Annotated in this window: 23 protein-coding genes and 1 pseudogene; 16 read left to right on the top strand and 8 right to left on the bottom strand. The window is 72.2% G+C overall.

Annotation, left to right across the window (positions count from 1 at the left end; genetic code table 11):
• Positions 1 to 96: 96 nt before the first annotated feature.
• Both KDL28_RS20595 and KDL28_RS20590 read right to left on the bottom strand, forming a co-directional pair.
• On the bottom strand, positions 97 to 654 hold the full coding sequence (locus tag KDL28_RS20595) for a flavoprotein (RefSeq protein WP_252441076.1): 558 nt from the start codon (positions 652 to 654) through the stop codon (positions 97 to 99).
• Complete coding sequence (locus KDL28_RS20590) at positions 651 to 1880, bottom strand: helix-turn-helix domain-containing protein (protein ID WP_252441075.1); 1230 nt, start codon at positions 1878 to 1880, stop codon at positions 651 to 653. The genes KDL28_RS20595 and KDL28_RS20590 overlap by 4 nt, the downstream gene beginning before the upstream one ends.
• Positions 1881 to 3605: 1725 nt before the next feature.
• Here KDL28_RS20590 and KDL28_RS20585 point away from each other — a divergent pair.
• Together KDL28_RS20585 and KDL28_RS42150 are read left to right on the top strand one after the other, a co-directional pair.
• The gene (locus tag KDL28_RS20585; RefSeq protein ID WP_256502267.1) at positions 3606 to 4181 is read left to right on the top strand and encodes a helix-turn-helix domain-containing protein; all 576 of its coding nucleotides are present in this window, start codon (positions 3606 to 3608) and stop codon (positions 4179 to 4181) included.
• A gap of 92 nt (positions 4182 to 4273) precedes the next feature.
• Complete coding sequence (locus KDL28_RS42150) at positions 4274 to 5044, top strand: nucleotidyl transferase AbiEii/AbiGii toxin family protein (RefSeq protein WP_372497030.1); 771 nt, start codon at positions 4274 to 4276, stop codon at positions 5042 to 5044.
• Here the strand turns inward: KDL28_RS42150 and KDL28_RS20580 are convergent.
• Positions 4929 to 5369, bottom strand: a complete 441-nt coding sequence (locus KDL28_RS20580) for a hypothetical protein (RefSeq protein ID WP_252441074.1) — start codon at positions 5367 to 5369, stop codon at positions 4929 to 4931. The genes KDL28_RS42150 and KDL28_RS20580 overlap by 116 nt on opposite strands.
• Before the next feature lie 930 nt (positions 5370 to 6299).
• On the opposite strand from KDL28_RS20580, the gene KDL28_RS20575 reads away from it, so the two are divergent.
• Positions 6300 to 6959: an alpha/beta fold hydrolase gene (locus tag KDL28_RS20575; RefSeq protein WP_252441073.1), complete on the top strand. Its 660-nt coding sequence runs from the start codon at positions 6300 to 6302 to the stop codon at positions 6957 to 6959.
• 626 nt (positions 6960 to 7585) lie between these two features.
• Here the strand turns inward: KDL28_RS20575 and KDL28_RS20570 are convergent.
• On the bottom strand, positions 7586 to 8371 hold the full coding sequence (locus tag KDL28_RS20570; RefSeq protein ID WP_252441072.1) for a DUF7873 family protein: 786 nt from the start codon (positions 8369 to 8371) through the stop codon (positions 7586 to 7588).
• Between the two features lie 310 nt (positions 8372 to 8681).
• Here KDL28_RS20570 and KDL28_RS20565 point away from each other — a divergent pair, with 310 nt between their 5' ends.
• From KDL28_RS20565 to KDL28_RS20540, 6 genes are all read left to right on the top strand, one after another.
• On the top strand, positions 8682 to 9221 hold the full coding sequence (locus KDL28_RS20565) for an HAD family hydrolase (protein ID WP_252441071.1): 540 nt from the start codon (positions 8682 to 8684) through the stop codon (positions 9219 to 9221).
• Between the two features lie 115 nt (positions 9222 to 9336).
• Positions 9337 to 9765: a CARDB domain-containing protein gene (locus tag KDL28_RS20560; protein ID WP_252441070.1), complete on the top strand. Its 429-nt coding sequence runs from the start codon at positions 9337 to 9339 to the stop codon at positions 9763 to 9765.
• A 404-nt stretch (positions 9766 to 10169) separates the two neighbouring features.
• Positions 10170 to 10757: a hypothetical protein gene (locus KDL28_RS20555; protein ID WP_252441069.1), complete on the top strand. Its 588-nt coding sequence runs from the start codon at positions 10170 to 10172 to the stop codon at positions 10755 to 10757.
• On the top strand, positions 10757 to 11071 hold the full coding sequence (locus KDL28_RS20550) for a hypothetical protein (protein ID WP_252441068.1): 315 nt from the start codon (positions 10757 to 10759) through the stop codon (positions 11069 to 11071). The genes KDL28_RS20555 and KDL28_RS20550 overlap by 1 nt, the downstream gene beginning before the upstream one ends.
• Before the next feature lie 28 nt (positions 11072 to 11099).
• Positions 11100 to 11897 carry a hypothetical protein gene (locus KDL28_RS20545; RefSeq protein ID WP_252441067.1) on the top strand — a complete coding sequence of 266 codons (798 nt, stop codon included), beginning with the start codon at positions 11100 to 11102 and terminating at the stop codon, positions 11895 to 11897.
• Entirely contained in the window at positions 11894 to 12865 is a 972-nt protein-coding gene (locus KDL28_RS20540) for a hypothetical protein (protein ID WP_252441066.1), read from the top strand. The genes KDL28_RS20545 and KDL28_RS20540 overlap by 4 nt, the downstream gene beginning before the upstream one ends.
• Here KDL28_RS20540 and KDL28_RS20535 read toward each other — a convergent pair.
• Both KDL28_RS20535 and KDL28_RS20530 read right to left on the bottom strand, forming a co-directional pair.
• Positions 12825 to 13364: a P-loop nucleotide/nucleoside kinase family protein gene (locus KDL28_RS20535; RefSeq protein ID WP_372497029.1), complete on the bottom strand. Its 540-nt coding sequence runs from the start codon at positions 13362 to 13364 to the stop codon at positions 12825 to 12827. The two genes, KDL28_RS20540 and KDL28_RS20535, sit on opposite strands and share 41 nt — an antisense overlap.
• A gap of 93 nt (positions 13365 to 13457) precedes the next feature.
• On the bottom strand, positions 13458 to 13787 hold the full coding sequence (locus KDL28_RS20530) for a TFIIB-type zinc ribbon-containing protein (protein WP_308216034.1): 330 nt from the start codon (positions 13785 to 13787) through the stop codon (positions 13458 to 13460).
• A 239-nt stretch (positions 13788 to 14026) separates the two neighbouring features.
• On the opposite strand from KDL28_RS20530, the gene KDL28_RS20525 reads away from it, so the two are divergent.
• Both KDL28_RS20525 and KDL28_RS20520 read left to right on the top strand, forming a co-directional pair.
• A complete protein-coding gene (locus tag KDL28_RS20525; protein WP_252441065.1) occupies positions 14027 to 14341 on the top strand; it encodes a hypothetical protein in 315 nt (104 codons plus the stop codon).
• A 70-nt stretch (positions 14342 to 14411) separates the two neighbouring features.
• Complete coding sequence (locus KDL28_RS20520) at positions 14412 to 15461, top strand: S66 family peptidase (RefSeq protein WP_252441064.1); 1050 nt, start codon at positions 14412 to 14414, stop codon at positions 15459 to 15461.
• A gap of 49 nt (positions 15462 to 15510) precedes the next feature.
• Here the strand turns inward: KDL28_RS20520 and KDL28_RS20515 are convergent, their stop codons facing one another.
• Positions 15511 to 15894 (bottom strand): DoxX family protein, encoded by a 384-nt coding sequence (locus tag KDL28_RS20515; protein ID WP_252441063.1) that lies wholly within the window; start codon positions 15892 to 15894, stop codon positions 15511 to 15513.
• 243 nt (positions 15895 to 16137) lie between these two features.
• Here KDL28_RS20515 and KDL28_RS20510 point away from each other — a divergent pair, with 243 nt between their 5' ends.
• The 4 genes and pseudogenes from KDL28_RS20510 to KDL28_RS20495 all read left to right on the top strand — a co-directional run.
• A complete protein-coding gene (locus KDL28_RS20510; protein ID WP_252441062.1) occupies positions 16138 to 17370 on the top strand; it encodes an MFS transporter in 1233 nt (410 codons plus the stop codon).
• Between the two features lie 58 nt (positions 17371 to 17428).
• Entirely contained in the window at positions 17429 to 18052 is a 624-nt protein-coding gene (locus KDL28_RS20505; protein WP_252441061.1) for a LysE family translocator, read from the top strand.
• Positions 18053 to 18121: 69 nt separating this feature from the next.
• Positions 18122 to 19039 (top strand): prolipoprotein diacylglyceryl transferase, encoded by a 918-nt coding sequence (lgt, locus tag KDL28_RS20500; protein WP_252441060.1) that lies wholly within the window; start codon positions 18122 to 18124, stop codon positions 19037 to 19039.
• A gap of 69 nt (positions 19040 to 19108) precedes the next feature.
• Positions 19109 to 19708 (top strand): annotated as a pseudogene (locus KDL28_RS20495) (sigma-70 family RNA polymerase sigma factor); the annotation flags it as partial.
• On the opposite strand, the gene KDL28_RS20490 reads toward KDL28_RS20495, so the two are convergent.
• A complete protein-coding gene (locus tag KDL28_RS20490) occupies positions 19680 to 19934 on the bottom strand; it encodes a hypothetical protein (protein ID WP_252441058.1) in 255 nt (84 codons plus the stop codon). The pseudogene KDL28_RS20495 and the gene KDL28_RS20490 overlap by 29 nt on opposite strands.
• A 313-nt stretch (positions 19935 to 20247) precedes the next feature.
• Between KDL28_RS20490 and KDL28_RS20485 the strand changes: the two genes are divergently transcribed.
• Entirely contained in the window at positions 20248 to 20484 is a 237-nt protein-coding gene (locus KDL28_RS20485) for a hypothetical protein (RefSeq protein ID WP_252441057.1), read from the top strand.
• The last annotated feature ends 4 nt before the right edge of the window (positions 20485 to 20488 follow it).

Genomic DNA, 20488 nt, shown 5'->3' with positions numbered 1-20488 from the left:
GCAGGATGTGCGCCCCGGTCGGGGTGCCACACAAGGAAACGCCCAGAGACGAAGAAGGACCCGGACAAAGTGTCCGGGTCCTTGTTTCTTGCCTGGTCAGCAGGTTATGTGAGACACGATCATGTCTCGGATGGCTTGCCAAGGCAAGTCCCGTCCGGGAGCAGTCCGCGGCTCGTGCAGCGGCCAAACGTCTTCGCCGTAGAGAAGTTCGACACCGGCTGTACGCAGGTTGTCGATATGACCTTTCCAGGCCGGATGCCGCGCGTGAGCAGCGTTCACTCGCGGGAAGACGACGACCGGAACGTCCTCCGCCCCGAGCGCCTCGCAGACCGTTGTCAACGCCTGGTTGTCAGCAATCCCGGTGGCGAGCTTGGCGACCGTGTTGGCAGACGCCGGGACGACCGCGTAGCCATCAACTCTCGGGTGAGGGCTCTGCTCACCGGGCTGACGAGCGGTGACGCGTACAGGTAAGCCCGTGGTTTGTTCGAGCTTCTCAATCTCCCCTAACTGCCTGAGCCACTCCCCGGCGGTGGGAGTGAGCGTGACCGCCACCTGCCATCCCCGATCGCACAGCGGCTGCACGAGTTCAGCACGGATCAGCTCGACACCGCCGGCTCCCGAGCCGACCAGGCCCAGCGTGGGGAACGACGTCATCTGACTGCTCGGCAGCGCTCAGCAAGCGCGCTCAGCGGCACGGAGGACGAGGTCCGGGCGGCGGCCGACCGTCGGTACATGGCCTTGACCATCTCACGCACGATCGGGTTGTGCCGCACAAGGTGCGGAGCAAGCTGCTCGGCCCCGAGCAGGAGTTCCGTGGCCTGGTCGTCACGGGCTACCAAGCTCAGCGCTCGTGCCACGTCGATCATGTGGGAGACCTGACGCTCTGCAGGCAGGTTGGAGGCCGTGACGTCTGGGCCGTGCCTCACGACGTAGTCGACATCGCCGAGGTCGAGTGCTGTCGAGATCCGGTGCAGTTCGACGTTCGTCGGGCCGAACTGCGTCTGCCAGTGGTCACCGTCGTGACCGAGCAGCTCGGCGGCGCGTTGTGCCCGTCGGATCAGTTCAGTAGATGCGGCTCGGTCACGGCGTCGAGCTGCCGCTACGGCCGTACGAAGCCGGAGCATGCCGAGCAGGCTCAGGGCGGCCGGATCGTTGTTGACCAACTGGGGACGCATCCACTCCGCGGCCGTGTTGCCCAGTTCGACCGCGTCGTCGAAACGGCCGGATGCGAGCAGCGCATGCGTTCCTGCTCGTGCAGCCGAGGCAAGGACGAGCGGATGGTCCGCCTGATCGGCGGCGTACATGGCCCGCTCGGCAGCGATCCACGCGAGGTCACCTTCACCGATCTTGCTCAGGGTCGTTGCGGCCAGGTGATGCACACGCGCTGAGACTGCCCAGCCCTGCCGATTCTGTGGGGTAGCCGCGTCCTCCAGCTCCTGCCCGGCGGAGATCAGCCGTGGAAGCTCGGCGATGACACGACCGATCCGTCCTTGCTGGTAGTTCAGCCAGGCGTGCTCAGCGAGGCGCTCACCCTGATCGGGAGAGATGGCACGTTGTGAGGTAGACCGTCGGAAGAGGGTTCGCGAGAGTCGGCTCGGCGTCATCAAGGCATCACGGATGGCAGGGACGTCGTCGTCCTGGCGCTCATCCTCCATGAGTACCGGCTGCCCCAGGAGGTCACCGAGTTCGACACGAAGGGCTTTAGCCAGTTCTGCTACAACATCGACCCGGCGAATATCGCGGACACCGCGCTCGATCTTCGATACCCAGTCTTCGGACCTACCGACCAGGTCACCAAGCATGCGTTGGCTGATCCCACGGCGACCACGATAGAACGCAACGCGCTCGCCAATTCGCATGCCATCGCCAGCTCCACGCACATCCCCATTTTACCAGCGGGCGTAGATCAGCGGTGCCGTTTCGGCAAGTTCGTGCCGGAGCACGAAGCGCAGCGGGGGTGGCGGCACGTGCTGACGAGCCGGTGAGAACTTTCTATACGTCTTCAAGCCGGTCCCCAGCCGGGGACCGGGCCGGACTGCGCCGGACGGCATGCACGTCCCGCTCTCTCCGCTCCGCTACGACGCGGGCCGCGCGCCTATGGGCCGCCGGCCACGCGCCGGCAAGGGTGAACTTGTGGCCGTCGAGGGTCATCCCCGCTGGCCGCAGATCGTCTTAACGTGCCCGAACGACGTCAACCCCGCTGCGCGCCCGATCCCGCCGATGGTGACGACGAGCTGGTGAGCGCGAGCGGGTGACGGGTCACGTAGCGGGATCGGGGTTCCGGGTTGACGTCGCCCGGACCCGTCAAGAGCCGGCCAGGATCGCGGGGGATGGGGTCGATCGGTCGACTCCGCCGTCGTTTGTCAAGCCGCGGTTGACACTTAGCCAACGATCTCGCGAAATTGGTACCTATACCAACGGCTCACCTCCCTCGGGCAACTGGGCCGGAATCGGTGGCTCGAACGGGTTTCCGCGGAGGTCAACGAACATGCGCGGTTCGGCCACATAACCGGCACGCCATGCGTGTTGACTTAGCCACTCACAGTCAGCCGTCAAACGAATAAATGTGCTTGCCAGAAGCGGGTCAGGCACAAGGCTTCTCTTAACTGACGTCGCTCGCGTGACAACTACACTTGGAGGCTTGTTTGCCGAATAGACCGGACCTATCACGTTCAATGAGTGTCCGATCATGTCTCGGACTTCTTTGGCACGCTTATAGATCCGCCCAAAATGAGTAAGATCAGCGCCATAACCCGCCTCCGCAGAGAAGGCCGTAAAGAGCGCTGGTCGCTGCTCGTCCCGAATCCTGCCAAGAAATTCCTTCTTTAAGACTGTCCCTAATTTGGGCATTCGACGGCAGAGATACAAGCCGATTACGTTATCGATTGCAAACTGAGTAGACGAGAACGCGCCCATGAATTGCAGGACGCTTTCGTGGAATGAATGCGATTCTTCCGAGCTAGAAGTAGTCACATGCAACTCCTATACCTTCCTGCCGCATTGGTGCCGAGTTGTTCGCCATGGTTAGCGGATGACCGCAACCCCAAAGCCTCATGCCCGATCTGTCGCTGTCCGTATCGGTGTTGTTACGCGCCCCGGGTCACCGAGCTGGACAGACAGGCTTTCTGTAGCAGTGGGCAGTGGTGTAGCAACGAACGTCAACAGCCACCACCTGACGCACAGCGCATAACGGCCTCCGTGCAGGTAGCAGCCTTGCCCACACTCGGTCATACGGCCTGCTGTGACTTTGGGAGCGAGGGGCCAGCGCTGACCGTTGACAGCAAAGCCTGACAGCAGCAGCGCCCAACCTGCTCAACCTCGGGACGACGCCACCCACCTAGTTTCGCCTGGTCGGAGACGTCTACAGACGACCAGCGACGGTCAGGGCGAGCCTCTTAATCAGCGGGTTGGGGGTTCGATTCCCTCGCGGCGTACCACCTCTGGCCAGGGCAGATGCCCTGGCCAGACCTCGTTCAGCCGCGCTCTGTCCGACAGGGGTGGACAGCTGCTCCATGCTGCCGCAGTTGCAGCTGTCGACTCGTTGACTCACCCATCTCGGCGGCTGGGCCGGCGCACAGGGGCTCTCTGCCCGACCACGGCGCCCGCTGGCCCGGGAGCCCAGGCGGGAACCAGGCCCTTGCGCTGACAACTCGCGCCTCCTACGTATCCGATCGATACGTAGGAGGCATGATGGAGCCCGGCGTGCTACTCGCCAGGCCCGGCGCCGCGCACGGCCCAGCCAGGACGAGGTCGCGCACCGGGCAGGCACTTCACGACCGACGCTGTCGGCGTACGAGCACGGCCACCGCTCTCCGACCCTGAGCACCGCAGCACGGATACTCGCCGCCTCGGGCCACGAGTTGGCTGCGGTGCCGATCGTGCGGTTCAGCGAGGTCAGCACTCGACGGGGTCGCACGATCGCAGTCCCTTCACACCTACCCCGCCTCCCCCCGGCACAGGCTCTGGCGACCGTTCAGCTCCCACTCCGCCTCCACTGGTCGACCACGCCACGCTCCGTCGAACTCCGGGGCCGCACGCAACGTGCCCGTGTGTACGAGATCGTGCTCCGCGAGGGTGGACCGACGGACATCCTGACCTATGTGGACGGAGTGCTGCCGACCGAACTCTGGCCCGACCTCGTCCTCCCCCAGGAGGTCCGCGCAGCGTGGGCACTCCGATGAATCAGGCGATGACCGGGGCGGGCGTTCCACAGCCCCGCTGACCACGTTGCAGGTCTCGGTCGCCTCACTGTTCTTCTCCCTGCCTGCCAGCGATGGTCTCCTCCTGGCGGAGCGCCGCGCTGGCAGCCCAACAGTTGACCTCACGACCGACCCACGACCTCGACCTGTTCACCCGCGTCGGCGCGAGCAGCGTTCCCGAGGCCCGCGATGCGTTCGAAGCAGCAGCCCGCGACCGCGGATGGACCGTTGAGCGGATACGGGACGCGGACACGTTCTGCCGCCTCATCGTCCACGGCGACGACGATCTCCTCGTCGATCTCGCGCTGGATTCTCCGCCGACCATGCCTCCGTCAGCCAGTTTCGCCGGCCCCACCTTCGGGCTCGAGGAACTCGCCGGCCGCAAAGTGGTCGCGCTCTTCGACCGAGCAGAAGCACGTGACTTCGTCGACGTCTTCGCCCTCACACAGCACTATCCGAAGGATCTACTGCTCCGTCGGGCGAGCGAAGTCGATGCGGGTTTCGATCCCGGCGTGCTCGCCACGATGCTGGGATCTCTCAATCGGTTCCCCGACCCGACGCCGGCGTTCGACCCGGGGCGCGGCGGGCGAGGCGTCCTGGCGGCGGCTCAGCGAGATCCGCCGCGCGCAGGCGACGGCGACGACCGGCTGCGGTCGTGCGGGGCGGAGCGGGCGCGGGCGACGGCCCGAGGGCGGCAACCCCGCCGGCGTGGAGCTGCGGGGCAGCCCCTCAGCAGGGGCCCTCGTCGACCGATGCGGACGGCGGCAGCGGTTCCTGGCGGGACAGGCCGCTGTCGTACTCCACCACCACCAGGCAGACCGGGTACGCGCCGTCGTCCCGGGTGATCTCGTAGAGCTCGCCGCGAGCGTCCTCCCCGGCGGGGCGAACGTCGAGTTCGGACGCGACGCTGGAGCCGAACTTCCCGACGCCGCTGGGCGGGTTGCCCGCCGCGAGCGCGCGGCTGACGTCGTACCCGTAGGCGCCGAGCCCGTCGACCGGGGTGCTGCGCAGCTCGTCGGCGGCGTTCGCCGCGGCCCGGTAGACGTCGTCCTGGTCCGGGCGCGAGGACTGCACGGCCAGCGGCACCACGACGGCGAGGGCCAGCAGCCCGCCGACGACGAACCACCCGTTGTGCCGGCTCGCCGTCGCACCGGCCCGTCGCTCGTCCATGATCCCCCGATGCCGTGCCTGGTGGTGACGATAACAGCGGGTCAGGCCGTCCGTACCCGCGGTTCAGGTGGGGCGCACCAGCGACGCGACGAGGTGCGGCGCGTCAGGAGATCGCACCCACCACCGGAACCGAGGGGCGAGGATCCGTCGCGGCCCGCGCCCGCGCCCGCGGCTGGGCCGCTCGGTTGCTCGCCGTGCTGAACGACGCAGCCGATCGGTTCGCGGCGTCCGGCCGCCAGCAGTCCATATCGCATCCTGGAATCGGTTGGGAGAGGTTCTGTCAACTGGGCGCCGCAATCGCCGCCGGCGACCGTGGGGGTCGTGTCGAGCTCCGCGCGACAATGCCACTCGTGCACCTGCGGATGACCATTGGAGTTCGATTCCCCCGCGACGTACCAAGCTTGCAGGTCAGCAGGCGCCGGAGGTCCCGCGAGTGGAGCCCACCGGGGCCGCTGCCGTGGGCCGCGGACGAAGGGCCGGGCACCTGATGGCGGGCGAGCGTCCGACCTCCGGGTCCCCGTCGTCATCGCGTTCGACGCGGCCGACGCCGACGCGGACCCGGTCGGCCGAGGGATGGTCGCTGCGGGGCGGGACCGCGGTTTCTCGCGGCGGCGGTCGGTGTGGCCGGTTCCGTCGCGGGCGACTTCCTCATCTGGCGGCGCGCACGGCGGCGGGTCGAGCGGGTGTTCCGGCGAGCGCCCACCCCGCGCGGGTCGATCCCCTACCTCGACATCGGCCCGCGCGGCGGGCCGGTGGTCCTGCTCAGCCCCGGCGGTGGCGCGGGCCCCGACCTGGTGCACGCCTTCCCCTGGCTGGCGAGCGCCGGGTTCCGGGTGCTGTCGGTCGCCCGGCCCCGGCTCCTACGGCGTCCCGCTCTCCGGCACCGACGACCCGGCGGCGCACGCCGACCTGTACGCGCAGGTGCTCGCGGTGGCGGGGGTGCGGGAACCGCTGCACGCGTTCGGGGTCTCGGCCGGCGGCCCGGCCGCCGCGCTGTACGCCGCCCGCCACTCGACGCGGTCGCTGACGCTGTGGTGCGCGGTCACCGGGCCCTACACCCCGAACCGCGAGGCGGTCGAGTCGCCGCTCGGCCGGCTGGTGCTGTCGCGACGCGGCCAGGACCTGCTGTCCTGGCTGCTCGCCCGCACCACCCGCGGCGCGCCGGCACTCGCACTGACCTCCTTCCTGCGCACCGAGAGCAGCCTGGACGAGGCCGCCGTCGGCGAGGTCGTGCGGCACGTCCGCGCCCACCCCGAGCAGCTGGCGTCGTTCACCGCGATGGTCGACTCCACCACCCCGATGAGCCGGCTGCACCCGGGGATGATGGACGAGCTGAGGGCCTTCGCGCAGGACTGGCGCGTCCCCTGGCACCGGATCGACGCGCCGGTGCTGGCCGTGCACTCCCCGGCCGACGACGACGTACCGGTCGAGCACATCGACCGGGTCCGGGCCGAACTGCCCGACGCCCGGATCCTCCGGCCGTCCGCCGGCGGCCACCTGGTCTGGTTGGGGCCCGACGGCGAGTCGGTGGTCCGGGCCACCCTCGACCACCTGCGGCGCGCGTCGTCGATGCCGGTACGCCCCGCCTGAACGCGCGTCGTGGTCACCGCCCGGCCGTACGGGGCACGGCGCGGAGGCGGTGCGGCGGGGCGCCCACTTCCCTGGGACGCCCCGCCTGTGACCGCCGAGGCCGGTGGTCCGGCACGGGACCACGGGCGCAACGGCGTACCCGATGTGTTTTACACGTCGACGACGTTTAATCGTCCCGGTCATACTGAGGGATGTCCCGCTCTGCCGTTGAGACGCACGGGGGCGTGGGCGTGGGTGGTGCGTGGATCGTCGGGTACGACGATCCCGAGCCCCCGACGGGAGTTGAACCCGCATCGGACAAGCGTTGCCGGGTCGACCTCGATTCGACGTGGTCGGGCGGATTGAAGTGTGGGCGAGAATCTGAGACCGGCTGCCTCTACCGATTGGGCCACCGGGGCATGGCGTGCCCCGGGGAGGATTCGAACCTCCACCTCACCGGCTGGATGAGTCTGAGTGCGCTGACGTTCAGTCTGAGTTTGCCGCCCGGAGCCATCCGGGCGGTCGCGTGTGGTGCCGGGATCGAACCGGCCCCTCCGCCCCGGCGCGAGGCGGGGGCGGCGCCCACACCCAGTGGACCGACCACACTGCCCACCTGTGGTGGACCTGTCGGCGAGGCTACCCGGGGACTACCCGAGCAGGTAGGTAGCCACGGTCGAGCCGACCCGCACCGGCTGCGCCTCGGTGGAGGCGTTGGCCTCCTCGCGGGCGTACTTGACCGCGAGCAGGAGCCGGTCGACCCGGTCGAGCAGCTCCTTGACCCGGTCGCCCGCCATGTAGCCGGAGTACCGCACGGTGTTCCAGGTGCCCACGATGACGTCGACGTTGACGATGTCGACCTGGGCCTGGTGCTTGTCGGTGGCCGGGGCCACGATCGTCGCCCTGCGCTCCTTCTCGGTGCGCGTGGTGCCCACCGGCCGCGACGCGTAGGCGCCCGCCTCCGGGTTGAACGTCCACTCGGTCGCCGGGTCGAGCACCGGCAGCGCCGCGACGAACGTGCGCAGGTCGGTCAGCTGCTTCTCCAGCGACAGCAGCAGGGTCGGCGGCGCGTCCTCGATGATCACCGTGTCGCCCACCCGGACGGTGGCCTTCGCCCGGGTGTTCGCCAGGTCCTTGGTCGCGGTGACGTCCATCAGGCCGCGCAGCGCCTGCACGAACTGGGTGAGCTGGTCCTCGGCGGTGAACTGCACCTTGCGGTACTCGGCAGGCAGTTCCGCGCCCTCGTCGAAACGCTTCTGGTAGGTGCGCGAGATGCCCTCCATGGGACCCTTCTCGCCGGCCTTCTGGATGTTCTTGTACATCTGCGAGATGAGCGCCATGACCCGGGACTTGACGCCCTTCTCGGCGGCCACGATCTGCGCCAGCGTCTTGGCCGTGGACGCCGCGAACGTGCCCTGCGGCTCGGTGGTGGTCACTGCGGCTCCCCCTCGGATGCGACGATCGGAATCCATTCCTACCGGGGTCCGCGCAGAACTGCGAGCAGATAACCGCTCCCCCGCCGCAGCCGCGAATCCCCCGTTGTGCACCAGCTTTCCCGGCCGGCCGGTGGATCGCGCCACCGGGAGGGGCCGGACCGGCCACCGGCGTGGCGGGATCCCGTCATCCTTCCGCTCGCGAGGCCCGACGAGGGCATGAGTTCCCGCGCCCGCCCAACGCACGGGAACGTCCGGCTGTGCGGCAGGAGGCCGATACTCTCAGTACGCGCCGCTGCTGTTCGCGTTCGACATGGACGGCGTCGTCTACGACTACGACTGGTCGCACCGGATGGCCGCGATGAGCGAGCTGACCGGCGTGCCCGAGCCGGAGCTCGCCCGGCGGTGGTGGCACCACCTCGACGGTGAGGAGCAGGCCGAGGCGGGCCGGTACCCGACCGGCGCCGACTACCTGGCCGCCCTGTCCACGGCGCTGGGTACGACCGTGTCGGCCGACGACTTCGTACGCGTCAGGAGGGCGAGCATGACCGCCCGGCCGGCCGTGGTACCGGCCGTCACCGCGGCCGCCCGCGTGGGACAGGTGACCGTGCTGACCAACAACGGTGCTCTGGTCGACGAGCGGTTCGCCGAGCTGGCCCCGGAGCTGGTGCCGATCGTCGGGGTCGAGCACCTGCGCCACCGGCGCCGAGACGCTGCACGGCGCACTCGAGTCGTTCGCGGTCCGACAGGGCTCCGTGCGCTGATCCCGGGCCGCCCTCGGCCCGCCCACGACGGGTCTGTGCGGATCGGCCTTGGGTGGTTGCCGGCACCCGCGCCGGCGGCGAAAGCGTGACTGCAGCCGCCGATCGTGTCGATGGGGTAACGGAGCGGTCCGCACGGTCGACCCGACCCCTGCCCACCACCCGGTGCGCGACAGAGTCGGGGCACGATCACTGAAGGAGATCCACGTGGCATCCGTTCGGATCCGCCGGCTCGCCGCTCTCCCGGTCGCTGTGCTCGGCCTCCTCGCCGTGCCGGCGACGGCCGACGCCGCGCCGCGTCCGGCCGAGCTCTCACCGACACCGATCCAGTTCGAGCGACCGGTCGTCGCCGGCCAGAGCGTCTACTTCGACTCCGGCATCCGCAACACCGGCGGTCAGGGCAGCGGCGGGTTCAACATCAAGTGGTTCGTCGACGGCCAGGAGGTGGGAGCCTACGGCAGCCACCAGGACGTGCCGAGCGGATCCTCGAAGCTGAACGGCAACAGCCAGTTCACCCACACCTTCGACGACCCCGGCAGCTTCCACACGGTGACCTTCGTCGTCGACGTCGACAACCACGTCCACGAGCGCAACGAGGGAGACAACGAGCAGTCGGTGCGGGTCAACGTCCGGTAGGCCGTCCCGTGGTCCGGGAGCGCGACGGCCGGCCCCGGGCCGCGGCTCGGCGGAACCCCACCCGGCGCGGCCGGGTCTCCCGGCGCTACTGAACTCCGTCGTCCACGGGTAGGCCGGCACCGTCTACAGACCGACCACAGCCCGTCGTCGCCGGCGGGGATGTCGTGTCGAGTAGGCCGGCCCTACCAGAGAACCCCGGGCGGCGCGGGCGTTCCGCGCAGGTCGGCCGGTTCCCGCAACCGGCCTCGGCGGAGCGCGCCGGTGGTTAGCGTCGCTCTTCCACGAGCACCTCGGGGGACGTCGTGACCTACTCGTCCAGTTCCGGTACCGCTGCGATCCCGCCGTCCCGCGCACCGGGGTCCTCCTGGTCGGCGGGGGCAGGCGGGTCCGGGACGGTGCGGGTGGTGCTGCACGCCTCGGGCGCCGACGCGCGGCTCGAACTGCTCCGCGGGTGGCGGCCCGCGGTCGGACCGGACGGGCTCGGCCCGGCCGTGCTCGAGGCGTTCCGGGTGGCCTCGCTCGCCCGCCTGGCGGCCTGGGCGGCCGACCACCCGACGCCCGACGCCCCGCGGGCCGCGGGCACCGGCATCGCACCGGGGTCGGCGCACCGCCCGGTTCGCCCGGCGGCGCCGCCGACGCGCGAGGCCGTTGCGGAGCTGGGCCGGGCGTTCCGGGACCTGCGGGAGTTCAGCCTGCAGCTCACCGCCCTGATGCGGACCCCGCGGACCGTGTCCGGCCCGGGACGAGCGGTGCTGGTCCAGACGCTGGGCGGGCAGATCGTCGATCTGACGCTCGACCCCGCCTGGCGCCGGGCCGCCATCGACTCCGATCTCGAGCACCGGATCACCGCGGCGTTGCGCACGGCCCTGCAGCAGTGCGCCGCCATGCCCGCGCAGGCGCTCGAGGGGTGTCCGGACCTCGTCGCCGTACTCGTCCGCAACCCCGCCGGGTCGCCGTTCGCGCCACCCGCCGACCCTCGAGGAGGCCGCTGATGGCTCCCACGCCCGCTCAGATCACGGTCGCCCTGGACGCCCTGCGTGACGACGCCGAGCTCTGGGACGGCGGCGCGGAGGAGCTCCGCTCCGCCGCCGGCCGGGCGGGGGCGATGGCGCTGCCGCCGGCGGCGTTCTCGTTCGCCGGCCAGGCCGTCCTCGCCTCCTACGAGCAGCTCCGCATCAAGGTCGCCGCGCTGCTCACCGCCGGTGCGGCCAACTACGACGACATCGCCATCGCACTGCGCCAGTCCGCTGACGCCTACGAGTCCGACGAGGCCGCCGGGGCCCACCGCATGGCCGGCGTCTACTGATGGACCCCACCGAGGAGGCCCGCTCCCGATGAGCGCACCCGTCACCGATCCCGCCGACGAACTGGCCGGGATCATCGCCGAGATCGAAGCCGGCATCGCCACGGCCGAGGCCACGGTCCGGGCCGTCGCCGCCGGCGTCAGCACCGTCCTCGACCAACTGCCCGGATGGGCCGCCGACGGCGTCCGCGTCGCGCTCGCCGACATGCAGCGCACCTTCGACGAGAAGGTCGCGGAACTGCGGGGGTGGATCGCCTACCGGGGCGACCCCGCCGCTCTGCGCCGCTACGGCGCGGTGTGGGCCAACGAGATCGGCGCGGCGGCGAGCCGGGCCGGGGCCTTCGCCACCTTCAACGGGGTCGCGGCCGACGACCGCTGGTCCGGTGTGGCCGCCGACGCCTACCGCTTCACCCTGCCCGCCCAGAAGGACGCGACGACCGCGATCAAGGCCGCCGGCGACGAGATCGGCGCCGCGTTCGAGGAGCTCGCCAACGCCATCGCGAGCTTCTGGGTCGCGATCGGCGTCGCCGTGGCCGGCCTCGTCGTCGCGATCGTCTCGGCCGCCGTGTCCGCCCCCACTGTCGTCGGCGCCCCCATCGGCATCGGGCTCGTGGCCGCCGGCCTGACCGCCTTCGCCACCGCGGGCACTTTCGCGTGGACCGCGCTGACCGACATCACCAACGAATCCGCGGCCCGCAGCGCCGAGATCGAGCGCCGGCTCTCCAACGACACCGCGTTCCCCGGCGGTGTCTGGCCCCGCTCCACCACCCCCATCTCCGGGGACGGCAGCATCACCGACGGCGACGACACCGATTGGCACGTCAAGTGACCGCGCCCCAGCAGGCCACGCGCCCGTCGACGGCGGTGCTCGCCCTGCTCGCCGTCGGGCACGTCGCCGTGGCCGTGGCCACCGTCGTCCTGGCGGTCCTGCTGATCGGCGGCCCCGGCGCCGCGGAGATCGTCCGACCCCGGGGCGCCGGCGGGGTCTCCACCGTCCTGCTCGGCATCGGGCTGGCCGCGCTCGGGCTCGCCCAGGTCCTGTCGGTCCGCCGCCTCCTCGGCCAGCGCCGCGCCCTCGCGCTCGTCGGGCGCGGCCCCGGGCGGGGCGGCCCCGACGACGCGCACGTCGTGGCGATGCACCGCATCGGCTGGCCGGTGGCCCTGGCCCACTACCCGCTGGTGTTCGGGCTGCTGCGTGTCGGGTTCAGCCCGCCGCCCGCGCCGCTGCTCGCGCTGCTGTGCCTCCTGCCCTGCGCGTCGCTGCTGCTCGACCACGCCCACGCCGGCTGGACGTACCGGCAGCTCGACGGCCCCGGCACCCGCCTGCTCCCGCCCGGCGAGGGCGAGCGGGTGCGGGGGAGGCTGCGCCGGGCGCCGACCACGTTGGCCGCCGTGTCCGCTGTCGCGGCGCTGATCGTGGTCGTGCAGGTGGTCTGGTGGCCGCCGGGTGCCGGGACGCTGCCGGCCCTGCCCGCGGTGCTCGCCGCGGCGACCGCGATGTCGCTGTTCCTGCTGCTCGTCCGCCCGGTGCGGCAGGTGCGCGACGCGGTGCACGACGGCCAGGTGCCCTCGGCGGCGCTCGACGCCACCGCCCGGACGATGCGTCGGCTCGGCGTCGTGGGCGGCATGGGCGCCGTGGCGCTGGGGATCGCGGTCCTCGCCGGTTCCGCGGCTCCGCTGCTCGCCGCCGCCCCCGTCCTCGTGCTGGTCCCCGCGCTGAGCGCGCTGACCCTGCACCTGAGCTCCGCCACGTGCCTCAAGCTCGGGGACCCGGGCCGGTCGGCCCGCGCGCGGTGAGCCACTCGCACACCGCCGCGGCGGTCTCCTCGATCGGTCGCTCGGTGGTGTCGAGCAGGTCGACGGGTGGGTCCAGGGTGGCCGCGTCGCGCTCCAGCCACGCGGCGTACTCGAGCATCTCGGCGATGCGCGGCTCGTCCCACTCGCGCCACGCCGGGCGCGCCCGCAGCCGCGCGGCGAGGACGTCCGCGCGGCAGGTCAGCGCGAGGTAGTGGACCTCGCCGAAGAGGGCGCGCTCGGGCAGCGGTTCCACCTCGGGCGGGACGACGGTCCCGCAGAGCAGCACGGGCCGGCCGCTCTGCCCGATCGTCGCCGCGAGCCGCAGCCACGTCGTGCGGAACGCGCGGTGGTGCCCGGTCGGGTCCCGCAGCTCGGGGATCCACAGGACGTCCTGCTCCAGGACGACGAACCGGTCGGCCAGCCAAGGCAGCAGCGCGCGGCCCACCGTCGACTTGCCGGTCCCGCTGGGCCCGATGAGGCAGTACAGGGGCTGCCGCACGAACTCCTGCTCGTGGCCGCAGGCATGGCACACCAGCGGCGCCGCCGGGGTGATCCGCGCTCCGCACCGGGTGCAGACGAGCGGATTCACCGCTCAGCCGAACAGGTCGCCGAGGAAGCTCTTGTGCTTGCGGTTGCCGTACGGGCGCGGGGAGTCCGGGTAGTGGCCGCCGCGGCGATCGCCCCGGTACGGGGGCGGCGAGTCGGAGTGACCGCCGCGGTAGGGGCGCGGTGAATCGGGCTTGCCCCGGTGGCCGCCCGGCGGCACGTAGCTCGAAGCGCCGTAGAAGCGGTCCTCGGCCGAGAGCATGTGCTCCAGCTCGCCGTGGTCGAGGAAGATCCCGCGGCAATTCTCGCACTGCTCGATCTGCAGACCCTGCCGGTTGACCGTGCGCATCCGCCCGTGGCACTTGGGACAAGTCACGCGGGTCAGGATAGGGGCCCCCGACGCCGAGTCCGCAGGCAGATCGCGCGGTGGGATCCGCGCCGGTCGCTTCGGTGGCGACGGCGGCGCCCGGCTCCTAACATGGGTGTAGTTCTCGGCGAGGGGAAGCGCCGAGCCTCTGTTCCGGAATGCCTGACGGAGGCGACTGCGATGACCCGCAATTCCCCCTGCCCGATCGAGCACCTGCGCTGCGGCGCAGCCCGGGTGCTCCCCACCTGATGGGCGCCGAGCGAACGCGCACCGGCCCCGGTCGCGACGACCTGCACGAGGCCACCGCCCGCGCCCGCAAGGCGGCCCGGTTGACCGCCGTGCTGGTCCGGGCGATCGAGGCCACGCCCGGGTTCCCGGTCACCGGCCCCAACATCCACCTGCTGTGCACCAGCCCGACCACGGCGCGGTTCCGCCGCGCCTTCGAGCGGCTGGCCGGGGTCCGGCCCTGCTCGGAGCTGACGTGGGCGGTGGTGGAGGGCCTGCTCGACGCGCACTTCTCCACCCCGCCCACCAACGTCGTCCACCTGCACGACCGGCGCTGACCGCGACCCCGCCACGTGTCCTCCGGCGATCGAGCGGCGTGATGCGGCCGGCCCGTGCTGGGATGGCGGTGTGACGACCGACCCCGTGCACCCGCGCAAGGCGGCCCCTGGCGACGAGGTCGCGGTGCTGTCGCCGTCGTTCGCGGCGCCCGCCACCGCGACCGCCGTGCACGAGCAGGCGATGCGGCGCCTGACCGAGGTGACCGGTCTGATCCCGGTGGAGTACCCGACGACGCGCCGGCTCGATGCGCCCGCCGTGGACCGTGCCGCCGACCTCAACGCGGCGTTCGCGGACCCGCGGATCCGCGCGGTCCTCACGACGGTCGGTGGGGAGGACCAGATCACCGTCATCCCGCACCTGAACGTCGACGCCGTCCGGGCCGACCCCAAACCGTTCCTCGGCTACAGCGACAACACGAACATCCTGAGCTGGCTGTGGACCAACGGTGTCGCGGGGTTCTACGGCGGCTCCACGCAGGTCCACCTCGGGCCCGGACCGGGCGTCGACCCCGTCCACCGGGCCGCGTTGCGCGCCGCGCTGCTCACCGGTGAGCGGCTGCGGATCACCGATCCCGGCACGTCAGAAGACATCGGCAGGGACTGGCAGGACCCCGCCGCCCTGACCGAGTACGGCGACCGCGAGCCGACCGAGCCGTGGACCTGGGCCGGGCCGTCCCGGACGGTGACCGGGCCGACCTGGGGCGGCTGCATCGAGGTCGTGCAGTGGATCCTCACGGCGGGTCGGTTCCCGGCCGACCCCGGCGTCCTGGACGGCGGTGTGCTCCTGGTCGAGACCAGCGAGGAGCTCATCGCGGCCCGGGAGTTCGGCTGGGTCCTGCGCTCCCTCGGCGAGCGGGGGCTGATCGGCGCCGTCGACGCCGTGCTCGTCGCCCGGCCGCCTGCCTCCGGCTTCGAGCACCGACCGGACGCCGCGGGCCGCGCCGCGCACCGCGCGGCCCAGCGCGACACCGCAGTGGAGATCATCGACCGGTACAACCCCGACGCGGTCGTGTGCGTCGGGGTCCCCTTCGGGCACACGCGACCGCAGTGGATCCTCCCCTTCGGCGGGTGCGTGACGGTCGACGGGCGGGCCCGGGAGGTCTGGGCGGACTACTCCTGAACGGCCGACGAGGACGCCGTCGACCGGGGCGGGATCGGCGGTCCCGAGGTCAGCTGGGGAAGGGCTGCGGTCCGAGCCGTCCCCAGGCCACGTAGGCCGCCAGGCCCAGGTAGACCAGGTTCAGCACGATGAACCGGGGGTCGCCGTAGCGCAGGTGCGTGACGATCGCGCCGAGCATCAGCAGGATCCAGCAGATCGCGGTCACCGCGACCATCACCGGGGCGATCCCCAGCACGGCTGGCAGGACCAGGCCGACCGCGGCCAGCAGCTCGAGGATCCCGAGGGTCCGCACGAGTCCGGCGCCGGCGTGTCCGGTCCACTCCCCGCCCGGGGCGGCGGCCAGCTTGGGCAGCGGCACGAAGGTCTTGCTGATGCCGCCGAGCAGGGCGACCGTCGCCAGCAGCGCGGCGGCGATCCACAGGGTGACGTCCATCGGTCCTCCTCAGGGGTCGTACGCGACCACGGCGGTGGGGCCGAGGCCGCGAGCGGGTCGGGTACGAGACGGTGGCGCGGCGGCCCCTGTGACAGCTCGCGGCGGGGATGGGACCCACGCCACCGCGGCACAGGACGACGCGGGCGAACGGCCGGTGGGGCCGAGGGGACGGCGCTCAGCCGCGCGCGCCGGGCGCCGACGATGTCGGGAAACCCGGTTGCCCTCCCGCGTTAGCGTCCAGCGGTGAGCCGCCTCGTCGAAGCCCTGGCCCCGTCCCGGCTGGGCGGCGGCTTCCGCTGGTTGCTGGCCTCCTCCTGGATCTCCAACCTCGGCGACGGCGTGGCGCTGGCCGCCGGTCCGCTGCTGGTCGCCTCGCAGACCGACTCGGCAGTGCTCGTCGCGCTGGGGGCGACCCTGCAGTGGCTGCCGCCGCTGGTGTTCGGGCTGTTCGCGGGGGCGCTCACCGACCGGCTCGACCGCAGGCTGATCGTGGTCACCGCCAACGTGGTCCGCTGCCTCGTGCTGGTGCTCCTGACGGCGTCGATCGTCGTCGGGGCCGTGTCGGTGGCGGTGGTCCTGCTGGCGCTGCTGCTGCTGGCCACCGCCGAGTCGTTCGCCGACAACGCGTCGCAGAACCTGCTGCCGATCCTGGTGGACCGCGACGACCTGGCCGTGGGCAACGCGCGGTTGCAGACCGGGTTCATCACGCTCAACCAGCTGGCCGGGCCGTTCGTCGGGGCGGCGCTGTTCTCCGCGGGCGCGGTCTGGCCGTTCGCCACCGAGGCGGTGCTGGTGGCCGCGGCGGCCGTCCTGATCAGCCGCATCGCCCTGCCGCCCCCGGCCGCGGCCGGCGGCGGGCGGCGCGGGGTGTACCGCGACATCGTCGAAGGCCTGCGCTGGACCCGCCACCACGCCGCCGTCCGCACCCTGGTCCTGACGATCTTCACGTTCAACATCACCTTCGGGGCCGCGTGGTCGGTCCTGGTCCTCTACGCGACCGAGCGCCTGGGCCTGGGCCCGGTCGGGTTCGGGGCGATCACCCTGGTGCAGGCGGTCGGCGGGCTCGCCGCGACGGCGGCCTACGGGTGGATCACCCGGCGGGTCTCCCTCGGCGACCTGATGCGGATCGGCCTGGTCATCGAGACGATCACGCACGCGGCGCTGGCCCTGACCACGGTCCCGTGGGTGGCGATGGTGATCTTCTTCGTGTTCGGCGCGCACGCGTTCGTGTGGGGCACGACGTCGATCACGGTGCGCCAGCGGGCGGTCCCCGCCGAGCTGCAGGGCCGGGTGGGCAGCGTCAACGTCGTCGGGGTCTACGGCGGGCTGGTGATCGGCTCCGGGGTCGGCGGCGTGCTCGCCCAGCACTACGGCGTCACCGCCCCGTTCTGGTTCGCGTTCGCCGGGTCCGCGGTCTTCGTCGTGCTGATCTGGCGGCAGCTGTCCCACGTCGCGCACGCGGACGAGGAGCGGTGACCGACCGCTGCGGCGCCGCCGGTCTGCGCGCGGCCGACCGTCGTGCGACCGTCGCGGGATGACCGGGATCAACTGGTGGGGGTTCGTGGGGGTCGTCCTGGTGGCCTACCTGGTCCCCGGCCCCGACTTCGCGGTCGTCCTCCGGTCGGCCGCCCGGCGTCCCCGCGCCGGTGTCGCCGCGGCCGCCGGGGCCCAGGTCGGTCTGTGCGCGCACATGGTCCTGGCCGTGGTCGGCCTCTCGGTGGTCCTGGCCCGCCACCCCGACGCGCTGACCGCGATCCGGGTCCTCGGCGGCGCGTACCTGCTCTACCTCGGCGGACGCCTGATCATCCCCACCCTGCGCCGCCGCGGCCGCTCCCCCGCGGCGGAGGAGCCCGTGTCCACGCGGTCCGCCTTCGCCCATGGCCTGTTCACGAACCTGCTCAACCCGAAGGCCGTGCTGTTCTTCGCCGCGGTCCTGCCGCAGTTCGTCGTGCCCGGCGTCGCGCCGGTCGCCGTGCAGGTCGCGGCGTTGGGGCTGCTCGACGTGCTGCTCGGCGTCCTGCCCTGGAGCATCGTCGTCGCGCTGGGCGTGCGGGTCGCGGGGGTGCTGCGGCGCCCGCGCGTGCGGCGCTGGTGGGACCGGGTCACCGGCACGGCGCTGGCCGGGCTCGGCGGAGGGCTGGTCCTCGTCCGTGAGTGAGCGCGCCGCGGGACGGTGCGTCACCGCGGCGCCACGTTCGGGTGAGGCGTGCCCGTAGACTGCGCGGCCATGCCGGCTCCGCACCTGGTCCCCGCCGAGCCGATCCCCCTCGCCCCCGACCCGGTCGCGTTCTGGATCGGCGGGTTCCCGGTGCACTGGTACGGGCTCTGCTACGTGGTCGGTCTCGCGGCGACCTACCTGGTGCTGGTCCGCGAGGCGCGCCGGCGTGGGTTGGACACCGGCGTCGTCGACCGGGGGCTCGCCGTCGTGACGATCGCGGGCCTGGTCGGCGGGCGGATCTACCACGTGATCGACCAGTGGGACCGCTACTCCGACGACCCGCTGGCGATCGTGCTGCCGCCCTACGCCGGGCTCGGGGTCTTCGGCGCCATCATCGCCGGCGCGCTCGCGATGGTCGTCGTCATGCGGCTGTGGGGGCAGAGCTTCTGGCGCTGGGCCGACGTCGTGGCCCCCGCCGCGTTCGTGATGCAGGCGGTCGCGCGGTGGGGCAACTTCTTCAACCAGGAGCTCTACGGCCCGCCGACCGACCTGGCGTGGGGCATCACCATCGGCTGCCGGTACCGCGTCACGCAGTGGCCGTGCACCACGTACCCGGAGGCGACGACGGGCTTCCAGCCACTGTTCCTGTACGAGTCGCTCAGCGGTGCGCTGGGCGCCGTCGTCCTGCTGTGGGTGGCCCGGCGGTGGGGGTCGCGGATGCGTCCGGGCGACCTGTTCCTGGCCTGGGTGGTCTGGTACTCGGTCGTGCGGTTCGCGCTGGAGACGCTGCGCGTCGACAACTGGACCGTGGGCGGCATGCCGACGGCGATGATCGTCTCCACCGTGCTCGCGGTCGGAGCGCTCGCGGTGTTCGCCTGGCGGCACCGCCCGAACGCGGACGCCGACCGCTGGGGCGAGCCACCGGCCGATCGGGGCGCGGAGGTCGACGCGGCCGTCGGGCCGCCGTCGGGGAGACCGTCGGCCTGACGGCGTCCGGGGCTCAACCGCTGTGGAGCCGGCGGACCTTCGCAGGCGTTCACCGCGCTCTACCACCGCCGGGCCGACGCCGTGTGGCAGCACGCCCACCGGCTCACCGGGGCGCGGTCCACGGCCGAGGACGTGCTGACCGCCACCTTCGTCACGGCCTGGCGGCGCCGCTCCGACGCGCGGTTCGTGGGCGGGTCGGCGCTGCCGTGGCTGCTCTCCGTGGCGGGCGAGGAGGCCCGTCCCCGGCGGCGGGGCCCGGCTCACCGAGGAGGACCGGTGACCGAGCTGCCCCTGCCGCCCGCCCGCCGCTGCCGCCGGAGGTGCGCGACCGCGCCCTGCGCGTGGTGCTGGACGACTTGGACGAGCCCGCCCGGCCCTCCGCCGCCGATGGGCGCCCTACCTCAGCGTCGCCGCGGTCCTGCTGGTCGCCGTCGCCGTGGCGGCGGTGACCCTGTCGGACGCCCGTCCCGAGCCGCGCAGCAGCTCGCCGACTCCCCCACCACCAGCTCCGCGCCGCAACCGCGACCCTGGCGGCGCCCCTGCCCGCGGACGAGCTGCCGGCCCCGGTCGGCGCTGCGGAGGTCGACAACTCGATGGCCCGCTGCGCCGCGGCCCTCGTGCGCGGCGGGCGCGGCGACGACTACCCACCGCCGCGCTCGTGGCGACTGACGACGACATCGGGCGCCGGCCCGGAGATGAGCCGGTTGGTCATCGACGACGCGTTCGCCTGCCTGCTGACCGCGACCACGGTCACCGTGTCGGGGACCAGCGGCACACCGGTAGGCGACGTGCAGGTCGTCCGGATGTCCTCGGACGTCCTGGTGGTGCTCGGCCCGCAGCGTCGGCTGTTCGACGTCTCGGGCGCGTCCCAGGACGGCACCGGGCTCCCGGTCACCTTCGTCGACCTCGACGGCGGGACGCCGCTCGCGGACGTCCGGATCGCCGTCGAGGGCGGCTACGACGGCCCCGCCCCGGAACCCCTGGCCGCGACCACCGACGTCCAGCAGCCACCGGCCCCGGCTGTCGTCCGGCCCGTAGCTCTTTCGCCGGGGCGGTCTTCGCAGAGGCGGCGTGGTCCTCACAAGGGCTACCGCACCTGCGAAGACCATGCAGACCCTGCGACGTGGCGGCGAAGACAGCACGGGATCGGCCCACCCGCGACGCTGCGCCACACTGGTGCGCGATACCGACGCAGGAAGCGAGCCCCCGTGACGGACGACGAACTGGTCGTCGAGTACGTGCTGGCCTGGCGGGCACACTCCGGCCTCGACCGCGAGGAGATCGCCCGGATGGTGGTGCGCCGTCTCGGGCCCTCGGCCGTGCTCGACCTCGCCTCGGCGAACCTGGCGGTGAAGGGCCGGCTGCGGGCCAGCGCCTACGACGCCGCGGTGGAGTACGTCCTGCGGCTGGTGCTCACGCTGCGCGAGGACCCCGACGCGGGCTGATCCG

The organism is Pseudonocardia humida, from assembly GCF_023898865.1.
Lineage (GTDB): Bacteria > Actinomycetota > Actinomycetes > Mycobacteriales > Pseudonocardiaceae > Pseudonocardia > Pseudonocardia humida.
This window is presented reverse-complemented; position numbering and strand designations above follow the sequence as displayed.

What these genes read in the sequence shown, in the direction of transcription:
- KDL28_RS20595 (WP_252441076.1), bottom strand. Translation starts at nt 654, where the DNA reads ATGACGTCGTTCCCCACGCTGGGCCTGGTCGGCTCGGGAGCCGGCGGT.
- KDL28_RS42150 (WP_372497030.1), top strand. Translation starts at nt 4,274, where the DNA reads ATGGTCTCCTCCTGGCGGAGCGCCGCGCTGGCAGCCCAACAGTTGACC.
- KDL28_RS20580 (WP_252441074.1), bottom strand. Translation starts at nt 5,369, where the DNA reads ATGGACGAGCGACGGGCCGGTGCGACGGCGAGCCGGCACAACGGGTGG.
- KDL28_RS20565 (WP_252441071.1), top strand. Translation starts at nt 8,682, where the DNA reads ATGGACGGCGTCGTCTACGACTACGACTGGTCGCACCGGATGGCCGCG.
- KDL28_RS20550 (WP_252441068.1), top strand. Translation starts at nt 10,757, where the DNA reads ATGGCTCCCACGCCCGCTCAGATCACGGTCGCCCTGGACGCCCTGCGT.
- KDL28_RS20545 (WP_252441067.1), top strand. Translation starts at nt 11,100, where the DNA reads ATGAGCGCACCCGTCACCGATCCCGCCGACGAACTGGCCGGGATCATC.
- KDL28_RS20525 (WP_252441065.1), top strand. Translation starts at nt 14,027, where the DNA reads ATGGGCGCCGAGCGAACGCGCACCGGCCCCGGTCGCGACGACCTGCAC.
- KDL28_RS20515 (WP_252441063.1), bottom strand. Translation starts at nt 15,894, where the DNA reads ATGGACGTCACCCTGTGGATCGCCGCCGCGCTGCTGGCGACGGTCGCC.
- KDL28_RS20505 (WP_252441061.1), top strand. Translation starts at nt 17,429, where the DNA reads ATGACCGGGATCAACTGGTGGGGGTTCGTGGGGGTCGTCCTGGTGGCC.
- lgt (WP_252441060.1), top strand. Translation starts at nt 18,122, where the DNA reads ATGCCGGCTCCGCACCTGGTCCCCGCCGAGCCGATCCCCCTCGCCCCC.